Source organism: Cronbergia sp. UHCC 0137, from assembly GCF_034932285.1.
GTDB lineage: Bacteria > Cyanobacteriota > Cyanobacteriia > Cyanobacteriales > Nostocaceae > Cronbergia.
In genome coordinates, this window is sequence record NZ_JAYGHC010000001.1 from 142,780 (window position 1) to 159,382 (window position 16,603).

Here is a 16,603-nt window from a genome sequence, read left to right on the forward strand (position 1 = left end):
CCTGACTCCTAGCCCTAACGAAAAGACTTTTTCCGCAACCCCTAAATATCATCTGCATTTTGTACAGTGCGTAAATCCTAGACATATTTCTAAATTTAGTGAATAAATATAACTGAAAACGGTGACATTAGTTACCGTTTTTTTCTTGACGTTACAAAACTTTACTTTTAGAATAGAAGCCGAGAGGAGCTAATGAGTATTTGTTACTAATAAAACCCTTGATCAGGAATTTATCTACAAAAAACTTTACAAAACTCAGGATTCCTTAATATAATGAAAACAAAAGCGAAACCCAAAATAGATTATCAAACATGATGAATCCGATAGAACTGCCCTGGTTATCAACCATCATCTTCTTACCCTTGGTGGCTGCCCTTGCCGTCCCCTTCATACCCGACAAAGAAGGCAAAACAGTACGCTGGTACACATTAGGAATCGCCTTTGCAGACTTTGCACTGATGATATTTGCCTTTTGGCAAAATTATGACTTCCAAAGTTCCACACTCCAACTTGTAGAAAACTACCCTTGGATACCCCAAATTGGCTTAAATTGGTCAGTTGGAGTTGATGGGTTGTCAATGCCCCTCATCTTATTAACAGGCTTAATCAACACCCTCGCAGTATTCGCGGCTTGGAAAGTAACCAACAAGCCGCGTTTATTTTATGGAATCATGTTGGTGATGTACAGCGCCCAACTAGGCGTATTCCTCGCCCAAGACTTGCTATTATTCTTCCTAATGTGGGAAATCGAGCTAGTACCCGTTTACCTGCTAATTTCCATTTGGGGAGGACAAAACCGCCGCTATGCAGCTACCAAATTTATTATTTACACCGCCGCAGCATCTATATTTATTCTCGTAGCTGGTTTTGCAATGGCCTTCTCTGGTGATAACTTCACCTTCAACATGACAGAATTGGGAATGAAAGAATATCCCCAAGCCTTAGAACTGGCACTATATACAGGTTTCTTAATAGCCTACGGTGTAAAACTACCAATCTTTCCCTTTCATACATGGTTGCCTGATGCCCACGGTGAAGCATCTGCACCCGGTTCGATGATTTTGGCTGGTGTGTTGTTAAAAATGGGTGGTTATGCCCTAATCCGCTTCAACGTCGAAATGTTAACAGATGCCCACGTTGTTTTCGCTCCAGTCTTAGCAGTATTAGGAGTAGTTAATATAGTTTACGGTGCTTGTTGTGCCTTTGCTCAAACCAACCTCAAACGCCGTTTGGCTTATTCTTCTATTGCCCACATGGGGTTTGTCTTGATTGGGATAGCTTCTTACACAGAAATCGGTATTAGCGGTGCTGTGTTACAGATGGTTTCCCACGGTTTGATTGCTGCTAGTTTATTCTTCCTTTCTGGTGTAACTTACGATCGCACCCACACCTTAATGATGGATAAAATGGGCGGTATAGCCAAAGTAATGCCCAAAACTTTCGCTTTGTTTACTATTGGTTCAATGGCTTCTCTGGCTTTACCAGGAATGAGTGGCTTTGCTGGTGAATTGATGGTATTCTTAGGACTCGCCACCAGTGATGTTTACAGTTCTAGTTTCAAAGTTGTAGTCATCTTCCTATCAGCAATTGGCGTAATTTTGACACCCATTTATTTACTCTCCATGCTGCGTCAAGTGTTCTACGGTGAGCAAAATCAAGAATTACATTTAGATGCTGTAGTATCTGATGTTAAACCACGGGAATTGTTTATCACTGCTTGTTTGTTAATTCCTATCATTGGGATTGGTTTCTATCCTAAGTTAGTTACACAAACCTATGATGTGAAAACAGTTGAAGTTGCGGCTCATGCTCGTCAAGTTCTGCCAGTTGTAGCTCGTCAGCAACCAACAAATTTGTACTCGCAAATCTTCACAACTCCCACATTAGCTAGTTCCGAAATTGTTAATATAGCCAAGTAATTATAAAGTCCGGGGTCCTGCTAGTAAATCTTACATAAGAGGTGAATAAGGGGTGGTTCTACAACTACCCCTTTGATTTTTTATAGCTTGTCATACACCAAAAGAATATGGATTAAATGAACCGCATTCGCGTAGCGTCCCGTAGGGATAGACGCGAAGGACGCGAAGGAAGAAAGAAGATAATTTTAGGCTGGGAAAGAAGTAAAGGATTAATGGATTAACAGGATTAACTTTGGGAACAGGAAGCAGCGTAAAGAATTATTCCTCCTAACTTTCTTCTGCCTCCTGCCTCCTGCCTCCTGCCTCCTGACTCCTGCTATATTTATTTCTTCTGCAATCCTTCACACCATTGCTGAAAATCATGTTCATATAATTCTCCTTGAGTTTTATAAGCCTTCATACCATGAAAGAACAAACCTAATCCCCAACCCAAAATGGGGAAAATTGCCCAAAAATATCCAGGACTTGTGAACAAGTTAATCAAAATCAACAACCCATTTACTCCCATAAAAGAAATTAGGTGTGATTTGAACTCTCTTTTACGGTGAGTATTAAATTTCTGCCGCTTTTTCATATCTACTTCTTGTATTAACCATTCCTGTTCAGCAACTTGCAGCGATTCTGTTGAAACACCTAATTCTGAAGCAATTTCTATAATCTGTTCCCGTGAAAATTCTCCTTTTTGCTTACGGACAAAAGCCTTTTGGAGAATCTGTTGCATTTCTTCAGAATTGTAAGTCATATTATTACCTGAGAGAGTGAAAAATAACTGGGACAATTAACTGAGTTTTGAAGCTTTAGCTACACAACCATTTAAAATAAATTTGCCTGTTGTTACTAACTTCTTAGAACCACATTTTATAGCTAAAAAAATGCGCCTTGTAGTAATTAACATCACAAATTTAAATTAATTGAAAATAATTAAAAAAAGATATTCAACTGGTGATAAAAGTCCTGAATTAGATTATTTAATTATTAAAAATTCTGTATACTTGGCAACATATTTGTAAATTGCTCTAACAAAAATCCACATAGAATAAGATTATAATTTTCATTTTTAAGCTATAATCCCTAAAAGGTGCTAAAATTCATTCAGCCTTTGTAATTTCGTGGTTTTGACCCAGGTAACTCAGAGTGCCGTTCACTGCATAAATCCTTATTGTCAGCGTCCTTATCCCCAACCCTGGGGAAACAAATTTTGTAATAGCTGTGGCACATCGTTACAGTTGTTAGACCGTTATTATCCCCTCAATCCCTTGGGGTCTGGTGGTTTTGCCCAAATTTACACAGTTTGGGATGAAAAGACCCAAACAGAAAAAGTGCTAAAGGTGTTAGTGGAAGAATCATCTAAAGCCCTAGAATTATTTATTCAAGAAGCGGAAGTTTTAAGTAATTTTCGCCATCCTGGTGTGCCTAGAGTTGACGCTGATGGATATTTTCAGCTAAATTTAACCATTCCTAAACCACACCAGTTGGCTTGTTTGGTGATGGAAAAAATTGATGGACAGACTTTAGAAGAAATCCGCAGAAGTTATCCTCAAGGATGTCCAGAAGATGCAGTGCTGAACTGGTTTTCCCAAGCCGTGAAAATTTTACAGGAATTGCACAAACGGCAAATTATTCATCGGGACATTAAACCTTCTAATTTAATGCTGCGTAGCCCTGCACCCACAGCGATTTTGCAAGCGGAACAGTTAGTATTAATTGATTTTGGTGGGGCTAAACAATTTAGTGGGATGATATTGCGATCGCACTCCCCTTCCACGCGCTTATACTCCTCTGGATACAGTCCACCAGAACAGGTAGTTGGGGGTAATGTGGGTCCTGCGGCTGATTTTTACGCTTTAGGGCGGACAATGATAGAATTGCTCACAGGTAAGTGTCCCCAGGATTTAGAAGATCCGATTACTGGGAAATTGCTTTGGCGTAATCGGTGCAATGTTGACCCTCGTTTAGCAGAATTGCTAGATCAGATGATACAGGAAGATGTGCGATCGCGTCCTGGTCATGCAGCCATTATTCAAAGAAGATTACAAAAGATATTAAAATCATCACCACAGTCAGGGTTATTGACCCAACTAGGGAACAATGTACAGCAAGTCTTAACTTTATTATCAGGGCAATTAGCAAAACTGTTCCAAGCTTTAAATGATGCTACTGTATTTACAGTTCAGTCAATATTCAATTTTTTGATTGCTTGCGTGGCCACAATGTGGGCAATGTTTCTTAGTAGTATGGGGGCAGGAATTGGGGCGATCGCTGGATTTATTTTCGCATATCAAACTAAATTGGGCAACGCCTACAATGGATTACACCAAAATATTCTGGAATTTATAGCTCTTAAACTACCCCAATTACTAGCTAATACCCAAACAACTTCAACATCTGAAATATTAGTCTATGCCTGCGCTGGTTTAGGAACAGCTTGGGGATTAAGTGTCTCCGGTTGTTTTGGCCAAAAGCCAAGACTTTTAACCTCTTCCCTTATTGGTGCAATTAGCTATAGTTTTGGCTGGATAGTCTGGCAGTTCATCCAACCCCATCATAGCAAGGAGGGGTTATTAGCATGGATATTGATCTCAGTTTCTCTGCTAATTTTGGGTTTAGGTCTCCGCACCCATCAACTAGCTTATGCTTTAATTGCATCTTTAGGCAGCGCAAATATTTTAACTGGACTAATTCGTTTAAATTTACCACTCCCCATCCTCCATTTTTCAACCCAACCAAACTTGTTAGAAATATTCCCACCTATAGCTTTTTTTGGTTTTATAGGTAGCTTAATCAGTCTTTGTTTAGGTATTAGTTACTACCTGATTATCCCTTGTTTACGCTGGTTAGGTTGGCGTTAATGTCGCTTCTTAGGGAGGAAACAAAAAAGTTAAAGTGATTGCTGTGTATACACAATACTTTGCACTTCCGATGTTTTTAGTCCTGTTAATTTTGCTATTTCTTCTAAAGTCATCCCTTTTTGGAATAAACTTACTGTTATTTGTCTAAGTTGAGTTTCTGCTTGTTCTGCACGTTGTTGTGCTTGTTCTGCAATTTGGCGTTCTTTTTCTGTATTTTGGCGTTCTTTTTCTGTATTTTGGCGTTCTGCTTCCACCATTTCTTGAGATGTGGGCAATAATTTTTGATCTAACGTTTGCCAACGTAACCAAGTAGTATCCACACCTCTGTATGTACCTTGCCAACGTACAAGTGCTAAACCTAACGATTGACTTACCAGTTGATTTTCAGCATTGGGGGCGATAGGTTGATAGAGTCCACGGTTGAGATAGAAACCGGCTAAATCGTCAGGGTTGAAAGGGTCGAACCAAAAATATTCGGGAACACGGAGTAGATTTTGGTAGATGAGTTTTTTCTCATTTTTATCTTGAGATGCTGTGCTGTCAGACAGTAACTCAATAACTACATCAGGAGGTTTCCCTTCTTCCCATACCACCCAAGACCGACGTTCTGTTTTGGGAACTCCTAAAACGGCAAAGAAATCTGGACCCCGAAAATCTTGATTTTTTACTTGTTCCAAGCTGAAATAAACAAACATATTTCCACTCACATACCCATCAGACCTGGATTCTAACCAAGGCCACAGGGTATCAATGAGTATATCCATTTGCATTTTATGGCGTTGCGTTTCCATGGGAATACCGTCATCACAGGGAAGTTCTGCCTGGGTAGGAGGCAGTTTCACACTAGGTTCAGCAAGAATGATTTGTGACATGGCTGTAGTGTGGAAATTTATAGGATATTACCATATATCTTAGTCTTTTTATCAAAAAAATTCATCGGTGTGGTTCTATTTGCATCAACGTTCCCGACGAGCATACCACAGGCGATCGCTAATAGGAATCATTGATCAAGATTTTCAATAATATGTAAATGTAAATTAATTATTTCTCTGAATCTCCCCATTTTTCCCTTTCCTCTTTCTCTGTGCCAAGATTGTAATGAGTTAATATTACAGTCTACTAGGCAACTGAGATGATAGGAAATACACTTGCTGGCAGATACCAAATTATTAATCATTTAGGAGGTGGGGGATTTGGGGAAACCTATATAGCTTGTGATACTCAATTACCCAGTTCACCTCAGTGTGTCGTCAAGAGACTCAAGCCACAGGTTAATAATACAGCAACATTAGAAACAGCTAGACGGCTATTTGACACAGAAGCGCAGGTTTTATATCAGTTAGGAACTCATGAACGTATTCCTCAACTTTTAGCTTACTTTGAAGAAAACGCAGAATTTTATTTAGTCCAAGAATTAATCACCGGACATAGTTTAAGCAATGAATTAACACCAGGAAAAATTTTCACTCAAGATCAAATAATTTTTCTATTACAAGAAATTTTGGAAATATTACACTTTGTCCATGATCAAAAAGTAATTCATCGTGATGTCAATCCTCGAAATATTTTGAGACGGGAACAAGACGGCAAATTAATTTTAATTGATTTTGGAGCAGTTAAACAAATCACTACCCAAGTTATTACTTCCACAGGAGAAACTAAAGCAACCGTCGCCATTGGCACACCTGGATATATTCCTGGGGAACAGGCACAAGGAAACCCCAAATTTAGCAGCGATATCTATGCCTTGGGAATTATTGCTATTCAAGCCATAACAGGATTATTACCAGAACAAATAACTAAAGATCCTGAAAATCATGAAATTATTTGGCGAAAATATGCCACAGTCTCTCCAGAATTTGCCCAATTTATTGACAAAATGGTATGTTATGATTTTCGTCAACGTTATGCTTCAGCCACAATTGCATTACAAGCATTACAACAATTAAATCAAACAATTCCTCAAACCATAGCTTTAGCACCGGCATCTGTTCCACTCAATAATATCACCTCTTTTAAAATTTCCAAAGATATATTTCCCAAACTTATATTCACAACAATCTTTGTCGCTTTAGGAATAACGATATCTATATTTATTTTCAATCGTGTTAATACGAATAATGCCACAGAATTATATAAACAGGGAATTACATTTTTACAGCTACACCGATATGAAGAAGCCTTGGCTGTTTATCAAGAAGCAGTGAATATTAAACCCAATTATTCAGCAGGATGGTATGGTCAAGGTAAGGCATTATTTGCATTAAAAAAATATCCAGAAGCATTAATAGCCTATGATCAAGCTATACAAATTCAGCCAGATTATTTAGAAGCTTGGTTGAATCGGGGCTTTACTTTAGTAAATTTACAACGCTATTCAGAGGCAATTTCTGCTTTTGATCGAGTCTTACAATTAGAGGAAAATTATCCAGAAGCATGGCAAGGTAAAGGTGACACATTTAGAAAATTAAATCAATATGTTAATGCAGTAAAATCTTATGAGCAAGCAATTAATTTACAACCAGACAATTATGATTTATGGTACAAAAAAGCTTTGTCGTTGCAAGATATAAAAGATTATGAACAGGCAATCATAGCATATAACAAAGCTGTAGAATTAAAACCAGATGCAGAAACAGCTTGGTATAACTTGGGAAATTCTCTAGTTAACTTAAATCGCTATGAAGATGCTTTTAAGGCTTATGATAAAGCAGTGCAGTATAAACCCAATCATTACCTAGCTTGGTTATCAAGAGGTAATATACTGATGGCTTTGCAACGTTATCCAGAGGCAATAGTTTCATTTAGAGAAGTAATTAAATATGATTCTAAAAATTATCAGGCTTGGTATAATCAGGGATGGTTATTACATCAAATTCAAAGATATGAAGAGGCTATTACATCTTATAATCAGGCAATTAATTTAAAGAAAAATGATCATTTAGTATGGTATAGTTTAGGAAACTCTCAATATATTTTGCAAAAATATCAAGAGGCTTTGTCATCATATAATAAAGCAGTTCGTTATCAACCAAATCATTATGAAAGCTGGTATAGTAGAGGCAATGTACTGTTAAATTTGAAACAATACGAGAGTGCGATCGCTTCCTATGATCAAGCACTTAAATACAAATCTAACTATCAACAAGCAATAGACGCACGGAACAAAGCTCAAAGTCAACTGCAAGGAGAAAAATTGCGTTCTTCAATTATCCCCTTTTTGAGAACTCCTCGTTGAAATTCATAGTTGTATAGCTTGTCTATCTACTTACCTACTTAAACCAATATTGACTTCAAGGAGATGATCTTTTTGTTGTAAAGACGTAGCTTGAGAATTGGAAATTGAAACTAAATTAGATATAGTTAATTCTCCATTATTGCCCTGACTATTTACCTTTTGAGAATATTCACGCAACTTAATTTGAGCTTGTTGATAAACAGTAGAATCTTCGGGAATTTTTTTGAGTAATTCTATAGCACCTCCAAAATCATTAACAGATGCTTTTTTAATAGCCTCATGCAAAAAATAACCTGCTCTCATTTGTCTTTTCTGACTATACTCAACTAACTTACGTTGAACTAAAGTACCAGCATAACTTTCTGGAGGAATTTGACGCAGATAGTATAAAGCAGCCGAAAAATCTCTATTTTCTGCTTTTTGATAAGCCTTACTCAATAAATCTTGTGTTTGTGCTTGAATATTAATTTGTGCTTGCTTAATTAAATTGTTAGCTTGAGGTTGCCAATAGGAATTATTGGGAATTTTTGAAGCATGACGCAATACATCAGACCACCTACCCTCATTTAAAGCTGCTTCAGCTAATAAATACTGTTCAGAAACAGTTTGCCATTGTCTTTGCCATTCCGTCAAATTAGATTGAGCTTCAGGGTAAACATTACTATGAGCAGGGATAGATTCAGCCAACGAAATTGCTTTTTGTAGATCTCCAGTTTGGTACTCTTCCCTAGCTTGATGTAAAACATCTGTTTCTGAATAATTGAGAGAATTTTTGACTAAAGAAGATATTCCTAACCCTATCACCAAAGAATTAATAGTCAGTCCTAATCTCAATCCTGCCAGTAATGAAGATGATTTTTCAGGTACAGTAGGAGACGGGAAATTATAATTTTTATTAACAACTACTTCTAGAGATAATTGAGAATTTAAACCTAATTTTTTTGCTGGCCGTATTCCCCATTTTACCTGCCTAACTACCCGTAGTGCCTCAGTTGCAGATTGAAAGCGTTCTTTGTAATCATAGCGAATCATTTGACTCAGAACAGCCGCCAAATCATCATCAACTGGATTATTTTGAGATTGCCACATAATTTCATTGGTGGCAGGATCAACCTGTAACTGTAGAGGTGCTAATCCTGTTAAAGCTTGGATAGCAACCATTCCCAAAGCATAAAGATCACTATTGGGTTTTGTTTGCCCAATAAATTGCTCTGGTGGAATATAACCCAAAGAAGTGAGAGGAATCTGATCAATAGATGATTCTAAATCAGTAGTAAAATCTATAGGCTGAATTGAGCCGAAGTCAATCAGAACCAACTTACCATCAGCAGCACGTCTAATTAAGTTTTCTGGTTTAATATCGCAGTGAATAAAGCCTTGAGAGTGAACAAATTCTAAAATCTCCAAAGCATCTTCTAGAAATACTAAAACTTCACCCTCACTCCAATATCTTCCACCATGGGGATAAAGAGGTAATTCCTCAGTTAAGGGATGTCCGGGAATAAATTCTTGTACCAAATAATATCGCTCATTTTCTTCAAAGCAAGTAATGAGTTCAGGAATTTGGTTATGTTTTCCCAAATGCTTGAGAGTTTCAGTTTCAGTTAAAAAACGTAATCTGAGGTAGTCAAAATAGTAGCTAGATTGGTAATGGTTAACCTTTAGCTGTTTGACAACGTACTTGGGTTTTTCGGGGTAATGTAAATCTATGGCGATGTATGTTTGTCCAAATACTCCAGCACTCAGACCCTGAAGAACTTGGTACTGCCCGTGTAATACTTTCCCAATCATCTGGTTGCTCATGAGCTAGTTACAGAGAAATCCATATTTAGGTTTTCTGACATTAGCTCCTGTTTCCGGAATAATGGTATAGGAGTGTTACCTGCCCCCTGCCCAAAACTATTACACTTCGTTGCAAATTGATAACCTAATCAGAATAAACATGATAACTTTTGATAATGTTATCCAATAGCACAACATTCACCAAGGAGAACACAGTGGCAATGGAATCAAACTTATTAACGGGCGCATCTGTAGAAGAAAACCAAGACTTTAGCGAATACGTTGCTCACCTACAGTTGCACATGACTCTTCAAGCTCGCAACCTGGTTCCAACCCTTAAACAAACCATAGGAGATAGTCGTCAGCAACTACTCCACCAAACCCAAGCTAACTTTGAGAAGCTAGTTTCTCGCCAATGTTTGTAGATTATACATAAATTTCAGCAAAATTGCTATATAATAACAGTAGATATTGTTAGATCAACACTGGATAGTGTCCTTACAGTCTCTGCTGTTTATACTTTTTTTAAGTAATTAGTTACGAAAATCACCCTTTCGGAGCAATAGCTCAGAGCAGAAAGCCGTTAAGATTATTAAAGCAGTACCTCACCCATCACAGTTGTTAAAGGCTAAATGGCGGCTTGAATCAAAATGACTTCACTACTTCCTCGAAACCTCAGCAGCGTGGTTATCCGACCACTCCAATACCGGGATCTAGACGGCATTGAACGTCTAGCTCAAGAGTCATTCACAGACCTCTCTCCCCAGAAAAGCTCCTTTGCCATGCACCAGATGCAATGGCTACGTCACTGGTATGGGCTGATTAAATTTTTCAGTTGGTTTCCCAACCCGTGGAAATATCGCTTTTGTGGCTATGTAGCAGAACAAGAGCGCAAGCTACTAGGGATGATTCAAGTTTCACCATTTAACCGCACTCGTAGCACCTGGCGCATTGATCGGGTGATGTTAGATTGTACTGCTGATAAACAAGGCATAGGTTCTCAACTTTTACGCCATTGCTTTGAATCAATTTTAGAAGCTCGTACCTGGGTATTAGAAGTTAATGTCAATGATATGGAGGCATTAGCACTGTATCGGCAAAATGGGTTTCAGCGACTGGCAGAAATGACCTACTGGGAAATTAGCCCAGAGTTGCTGGCTGAATTGGCACGAGCCGAACCAGATTTACCCAATCTTTTACCAGTGAGTAATGCTGATGCCCAATTACTGTACCAATTAGATACAGCATCAATGCCGCCTTTGGTGCGTCAAGTTTTTGACCGTCATACCCACGATTTTAAAACTAGCTTGTTTGGCGCTTTAACTGATGGTATCAAGCAGTGGATGACGAAAACTGAAGTAGTTAGTGGATATGTGTTTGAATCTCAACGTAAAGCAGCGATCGGTTATTTTCAGGTACAACTGGATAGGAAGGGGGAAAATCCCCATGTTGCTACATTGACGGTTCACCCGGCTTATACTTGGTTGTATCCAGAATTATTGTCCCAATTAGCGAGTATTGTCCAAGATTTCCCCCAGCAAGGGTTACAGTTGGCTTCTTCTGATTATCAGCCAGAGAGAGAAGCATATTTAGAGCGAATTGGGGCGAAGCGCGTAGAACATACTTTGATTATGTCCCGTTCGGTTTGGCATAAGCTACGGGAATCAAAATTTGTGTCTTTGGAAGGAATCCAATGGACGGAGGTTTTACAGGGACTACAACCAGCCCGTAAACCCATACCAGGTGGGATGTCATGGGCAAAACAAAGACAGCAGGTGAAATCAGAACACCCATTACCAATTAAAATAGAGTCTGTTTCTTTGAATAGCCAGTTAGATATGTCTCATTCTGAGTTAATAGACCCACCCCAGGAGAAGAATTAGGTAATGGTTGAGCAGCAATCAAAATCGTTGATATCAGCCTTGGGATTTGATGTGGGTAGTAAACGCATTGGTATTGCTGGGTGTGATGGAACTGGTTTGATTGCTACGGGAATCACTACGATTGAGCGTCGGTCTTTTCAAGAGGATGTAGAGCAAATACAGCAAATAGTGAGCGATCGCCAAGTGCAAATTTTAGTAGTTGGTCTACCATATTCAATGGATGGATCTTTGGGATTTCAAGCCCGTCAAGTCCAAAAGTTTGCGACAAGACTAGCTAAGGCTCTCCAATTACCGATGGAATATATGGATGAGCGATTAACTTCTGTACAAGCAGAACAACTGATGATCGCTCAAAAAATCTCGCCATCACGAAATAAAGCACTGATCGATCGCAAAGCCGCAGCCTTGATTTTACAACAGTGGTTAGATGCCAGACGCATCACCTCTAAACGATCAGTAGTATTTGCTGAGGATTGATACTGTTCATCGTGGTATTCTGAAAACTACTACTCAACTCTATATCCAACTTGTCAGTTGACATTGGCTGTGATTAAATAGTCAAGTGATTTACATAGTTACGGATATTAATAAAGTTACATAATGCACCTATGGTTTCCTCCCAATTTCCTGAAGAAAATGATCACGCTCAATCTGGTTCCATCACTTTAACTGATGAACAAGGGCGATCGCTCGAATGTTATATTGAGCATTCCCTCGCCGTTGATGGCCAAGAATATGTTTTACTGCTGCCTATAGACTCACCTATAGAAATCTTTGCTTGGCAAGATGAAGGTGAAGAAGAAGAAGCCGTTTTGGTCGAAGATGATGCCATAATAGACAAAATTTTTGCCACCGCCCAAGCAGTCCTCTCGGAACAAAACCTGGTAGTTAAAAATACAGCCTACGCTTTAACCGTCGCCGGTGAGTTACCCCCTGTGGAAGAATCGGAACTTTTCACCTTAGAAATTGAAGATGAAGAAGCCAATTTAGAACCAGAACAACTACAGTTACTCACCACCTTCTACTATGAAGATCAAGAGTATGCAGTTTATACACCCCTTGATCCACTGCTATTTTTTGCCCGGATTAACAAAACAGGTGAACCAGAACTACTTTCTCCTGAAGAGTTCCGTCAAGTCCAACCACTACTTGAAGAACATTTGTTTAACGAAGTTGAATAAGTAGGTCAATACATCCCCGATTTCCTTGAGGAGTCGGGAATCTGGGTATTACAGAAATAATAATTTGAATAGTTATGAAGTTGAACAATCTTTTACAGCCTGACTTGATTTTAGAAGGTTCGGTTTTAAGCCTGACACCAGATATTATTCAACAATATGGGCTGAAAGGTTTGGTGTTGGATGTAGATGAAACTTTAGTACCCATTACCACCAGAACCGCTTCCCCAGAATTGGAGGATTGGGTGGCACAAGTCCGTACTTGCGCTGCATTATGGCTAGTCAGTAATAATCTGAGTGAAACGCGAATTGGTGGGATTGCCCGTTCCCTCAATTTACCTTATTACCTCGGCGCGGCCAAGCCATCACGCCGCAAAATTAGAGCAGCACTGGAAGGAATGAATCTCCCTGTACATCAAGTGGGAATGGTGGGCGATCGCTTATTTACCGATGTCATAGTCGGCAACCGTTTAGGTATGTTCACTATTTTGGTAGAACCGATTGTCCATCCTGAAGATGCTTTGCGCTCTCATCCTATCCGTAACTTGGAGGTGTGGGTATCAGAGGTATTGGGAGCTACTATTACTCCTAAGCATAGAAAGATTGATCCATGATCAGGAAGATAAATCTAAAGAAATAATTAAGAAATATTATTGAAGATAAAAATTGCCGATACAATAGGTATTAATAACATCGGGTCAAGCTCAAAGACCCAGGCGATACAAAATAACTATAAACCCGTACAGCGTCATCCTTCACTATAGAGGGAATGGCGCTGTATGATATTAGTCAGGAGTCAGAATTAATTATTTTTCGTTTTGAATTTATAGTTGATTGAAAATGTGACGTTATGTCGATATCAATTCCACCTCAAAAACGTTCACTAATTCACAAAACTCAGAGAAGAATTGCTGAACTAGGAGCGGACAGTAAAACTTATCAATACACTTTAGAATGGTTAGAGTTACTACGCGAAGTTGTTGGATTAAACCAAATGTGGTGGAGTGAGCCACTGGTAAATTTAGGTATTGATTCAGAAATAGTTTTTGAATGGTGGCACAAAAATCAAAAACTCACTGTTTATATACTAGATAATACTGTGGAGTATATCAAAGTTTGGGGAACTGACATTGATCACGAAATGGAAGATGGTTCAGCAACATCACCTGCTGAACTGACAAATCTCTGGAAATGGCTAATTTCATAGAGGTTTGTAGTGATTGATGTAGTTACAAATGATGAGCTATTGTATCGGTGTGTTTTTGGCGGCTTAAATAAATATTACCGCTTTGAAGAATCTGAATTAAAACTTAGCTCCCAGGCATTTACAGATAGAAATCAAGCTCCTTCTGTTGACAGAGCAAAACTTTGTGGCTTCAACCCAAAATATACACAAAAAAACCCAAATGACGGTATCATAAGTCTAATTGCCGGGGAAGTTCGAGCAATAGATAGTATTGTTCAGAGTGATGCCAAAGGTAATCAACTTTTTGTTTACAAAATTGATGTTTGCTCAAGGCCAACAGATGAAAATCTGGCTCATGCACAAATTGAACCATCTCCTGATTACACGAATAAAAACACTTTTAGGAAAGTTGCAGAAAAACTAGCGCGGCTTGCAACCGAGAGAGTCAAGAAACAAGGATGGGAAATCGAGCCTTGTGAATTACGAACTTAGGCAAGAAAAAACCATTAAGGCTCTTAATGTATGCAAATGACTAAAACTATCGTTATTAAAATTGGTACTTCTAGCCTCACCCAACCAGAAACGGGACAATTAGCTCTTTCTACCATTGCGACTTTAACGGAAACCCTTTGTCATTTAAGACAGCAAGGACATCGAGTAATTCTAGTTTCCTCTGGTGCGGTGGGGGTGGGTTGTGCGCGACTGGGGTTAAAGGAACGGCCGAAAGCGATCGCCCTCAAACAAGCGGTAGCAGCAGTGGGACAAGGTAGGTTAATGCGTGTTTATGATGATTTATTTAGCATTCTCCAACAACCTATCGCCCAAGTCTTGTTAACTCGCGCCGACCTAGTACAACGTAGCCGTTATCTTAACGTTTATAACACCTTTCAAGAACTGTTGGGGTTGGGGGTGATACCCGTCGTCAACGAGAACGATACCGTAGCAGTGGAAGAACTGAAATTTGGCGATAACGATACCCTGTCTGCATTAGTAGCCAGTTTAGTAGAAGCAGATTGGCTATTTTTGCTCACCGATGTTGATCGATTATACTCTGCCGATCCCCGTTCTGTACCGGATGCTAGACCGATCACCTTGGTAAGTAGTATGAAAGAATTAGCAGAAATCCAAACTGGGGGACAGGGTTCTCAATGGGGGACTGGGGGGATGGTAACAAAAATTTCAGCAGCCAGAATTGCGATCGCTGCCGGTGTGAGAACTGTGATTACCCAGGGACGCTATCCCCAGAATATCGAAAAAATTATCCAAGGGGAAGCGATCGGCACACACTTTGAACCGCAACCAGAACCAACTTCAGCCAGAAAACGCTGGATTGCTTATGGTTTAGTACCTGCGGGCAAGTTATATTTAGATGAAGGGGCAATAACAGCCATTTCTCAAGGGGGGAAATCCTTGTTAGCTGCGGGGATAGAAGCTGTAGAAGGGGAATTTGATATTCAAGAAGCAGTGCAATTGTGCGATCGTCATGGTAACGAAATTGCCAGGGGATTAGTCAACTATAACAGCGAAGAATTACAAAAAATTCGTGGACATCGTTCTCATGAAATTCCAGAAATTTTAGGTTATACAGGTGCAGAAACAGTAATTCATCGGGATAATTTGGTAATGACTTAATATTAATAAGACCTACGCACAAATCACTGAAAAACTAACCACAGAGGCACAGAGTTCACAGAGAAATGAGGTTTTGATAGATATTTTGTGTAAGTCCTAATTAACTACAGGAAGGGATAAATAATATGACTCAAGCCTTAGAAACTTCTATTAGTTTACCACAACAAGAACAACATTTTTTTAGATATGGTTTAAGTTGGGAAAAATTCAAAGACATTCAAAACAGCTTTGCAAATTTACCAGGAGTCCGTTTATTTTATTGTCAAGGAGTTTTAGAAATTGTGGGTGTTGGAAAATTGCATGAAGCTATTAGTGGCTTAATCGCTGGCTTGTTAATTATCTATTTTGAAATCAAGGAAATTGAATTTTTCCCCAGTGGTAGTTTTAATCAAGTTATTCCCGGTATAGTCGATTATCAAGCAGACTTATCTTATTGTTTTGGAAGAGATAAAGATAGACCAGATTTATGTATTGAAGTCGTCATTACTAGCGGTAGTCCCATCAAATTACAGAAATACAAATTAATGCAAATTCCAGAAGTTTAGTTTTGGAAAGATGGAGTTATTGAGGTTTATTGTCTACGAGAACAGGAATATGAAAAAGTCGTTAAAAGTGAATTGCTACCAGAATTAGATTTATCTTTGTTGAGTAGTTGTTTATTATTATCTTCACCCCTAGAAGCCATTAGAAAATTTCGTCAGGGTTGTTAAGTTAGAGAAGTACAGAAACAGTAATTTAGGGACTTCCAAATAAAACACTAAATAACCTAACCCAAAAACTCTCTCAAACCCTTATTCCTCTGTGTCCTCTGTGCCTCTGTGGTTCGTTAATTAAAAATACTCTATTTAGGGCTTGTTTAATAAATCTCAAACGAAGATATATCAAGAGTTGGAAGGTGAAAAAAGGTGAATCAAGTGCAAGGAATAAGCGTTGAAA

15 protein-coding genes are annotated in these 16,603 nt (G+C 38.8%); 12 read left to right on the forward strand and 3 right to left on the reverse strand.

Annotation, left to right across the window (positions count from 1 at the left end):
• Positions 1-314: 314 nt before the first annotated feature.
• Positions 315-1,919 carry an NAD(P)H-quinone oxidoreductase subunit 4 gene (locus VB711_RS00530; protein ID WP_323283768.1) on the forward strand — a complete coding sequence of 535 codons (1,605 nt, stop codon included), beginning with the start codon at positions 315-317 and terminating at the stop codon, positions 1,917-1,919.
• Between the two features lie 322 nt (positions 1,920-2,241).
• On the opposite strand, the gene VB711_RS00535 is transcribed toward VB711_RS00530, so the two are convergent.
• A complete protein-coding gene (locus tag VB711_RS00535; protein WP_323283715.1) occupies positions 2,242-2,661 on the reverse strand; it encodes a 2TM domain-containing protein in 420 nt (139 codons plus the stop codon).
• 367 nt (positions 2,662-3,028) lie between these two features.
• Between VB711_RS00535 and VB711_RS00540 the strand changes: the two genes are divergently transcribed.
• Positions 3,029-4,768, forward strand: coding sequence for a serine/threonine-protein kinase (locus tag VB711_RS00540; RefSeq protein ID WP_323283716.1), 1,740 nt, complete (start codon positions 3,029-3,031; stop codon positions 4,766-4,768).
• A 29-nt stretch (positions 4,769-4,797) separates the two neighbouring features.
• Here the strand turns inward: VB711_RS00540 and VB711_RS00545 are convergent, their stop codons facing one another.
• A complete protein-coding gene (locus VB711_RS00545; protein ID WP_323283717.1) occupies positions 4,798-5,640 on the reverse strand; it encodes a Uma2 family endonuclease in 843 nt (280 codons plus the stop codon).
• Positions 5,641-5,900: 260 nt separating this feature from the next.
• Between VB711_RS00545 and VB711_RS00550 the strand changes: the two genes are divergently transcribed.
• Positions 5,901-8,006 carry a tetratricopeptide repeat protein gene (locus VB711_RS00550; protein ID WP_323283718.1) on the forward strand — a complete coding sequence of 702 codons (2,106 nt, stop codon included), beginning with the start codon at positions 5,901-5,903 and terminating at the stop codon, positions 8,004-8,006.
• Positions 8,007-8,036: 30 nt separating this feature from the next.
• On the opposite strand, the gene VB711_RS00555 is transcribed toward VB711_RS00550, so the two are convergent.
• Positions 8,037-9,797 (reverse strand): serine/threonine-protein kinase, encoded by a 1,761-nt coding sequence (locus tag VB711_RS00555; protein WP_323283719.1) that lies wholly within the window; start codon positions 9,795-9,797, stop codon positions 8,037-8,039.
• Between the two features lie 212 nt (positions 9,798-10,009).
• On the opposite strand from VB711_RS00555, the gene VB711_RS00560 reads away from it, so the two are divergent.
• From VB711_RS00560 to VB711_RS00600, 9 genes are all read left to right on the forward strand, one after another.
• The gene (locus VB711_RS00560) at positions 10,010-10,213 is read left to right on the forward strand and encodes a hypothetical protein (RefSeq protein ID WP_323283720.1); all 204 of its coding nucleotides are present in this window, start codon (positions 10,010-10,012) and stop codon (positions 10,211-10,213) included.
• A 225-nt stretch (positions 10,214-10,438) separates the two neighbouring features.
• A complete protein-coding gene (locus VB711_RS00565) occupies positions 10,439-11,671 on the forward strand; it encodes a GNAT family N-acetyltransferase (protein ID WP_323283721.1) in 1,233 nt (410 codons plus the stop codon).
• A gap of 3 nt (positions 11,672-11,674) precedes the next feature.
• Positions 11,675-12,148 (forward strand): Holliday junction resolvase RuvX, encoded by a 474-nt coding sequence (ruvX, locus tag VB711_RS00570; RefSeq protein ID WP_323283722.1) that lies wholly within the window; start codon positions 11,675-11,677, stop codon positions 12,146-12,148.
• Positions 12,149-12,279: 131 nt separating this feature from the next.
• A complete protein-coding gene (locus tag VB711_RS00575) occupies positions 12,280-12,852 on the forward strand; it encodes a DUF3727 domain-containing protein (protein WP_323283723.1) in 573 nt (190 codons plus the stop codon).
• Positions 12,853-12,926: 74 nt separating this feature from the next.
• Positions 12,927-13,463: a YqeG family HAD IIIA-type phosphatase gene (locus VB711_RS00580; RefSeq protein WP_323283724.1), complete on the forward strand. Its 537-nt coding sequence runs from the start codon at positions 12,927-12,929 to the stop codon at positions 13,461-13,463.
• A 236-nt stretch (positions 13,464-13,699) separates the two neighbouring features.
• Complete coding sequence (locus VB711_RS00585; protein ID WP_323283725.1) at positions 13,700-14,056, forward strand: hypothetical protein; 357 nt, start codon at positions 13,700-13,702, stop codon at positions 14,054-14,056.
• Positions 14,057-14,065: 9 nt separating this feature from the next.
• Positions 14,066-14,527: a hypothetical protein gene (locus VB711_RS00590; protein WP_323283726.1), complete on the forward strand. Its 462-nt coding sequence runs from the start codon at positions 14,066-14,068 to the stop codon at positions 14,525-14,527.
• Between the two features lie 36 nt (positions 14,528-14,563).
• The gene (gene proB / locus VB711_RS00595; RefSeq protein WP_323283727.1) at positions 14,564-15,667 is read left to right on the forward strand and encodes a glutamate 5-kinase; all 1,104 of its coding nucleotides are present in this window, start codon (positions 14,564-14,566) and stop codon (positions 15,665-15,667) included.
• A 125-nt stretch (positions 15,668-15,792) separates the two neighbouring features.
• Positions 15,793-16,212, forward strand: coding sequence for a Uma2 family endonuclease (locus VB711_RS00600; protein WP_323283728.1), 420 nt, complete (start codon positions 15,793-15,795; stop codon positions 16,210-16,212).
• Positions 16,213-16,603 lie beyond the last annotated feature (391 nt).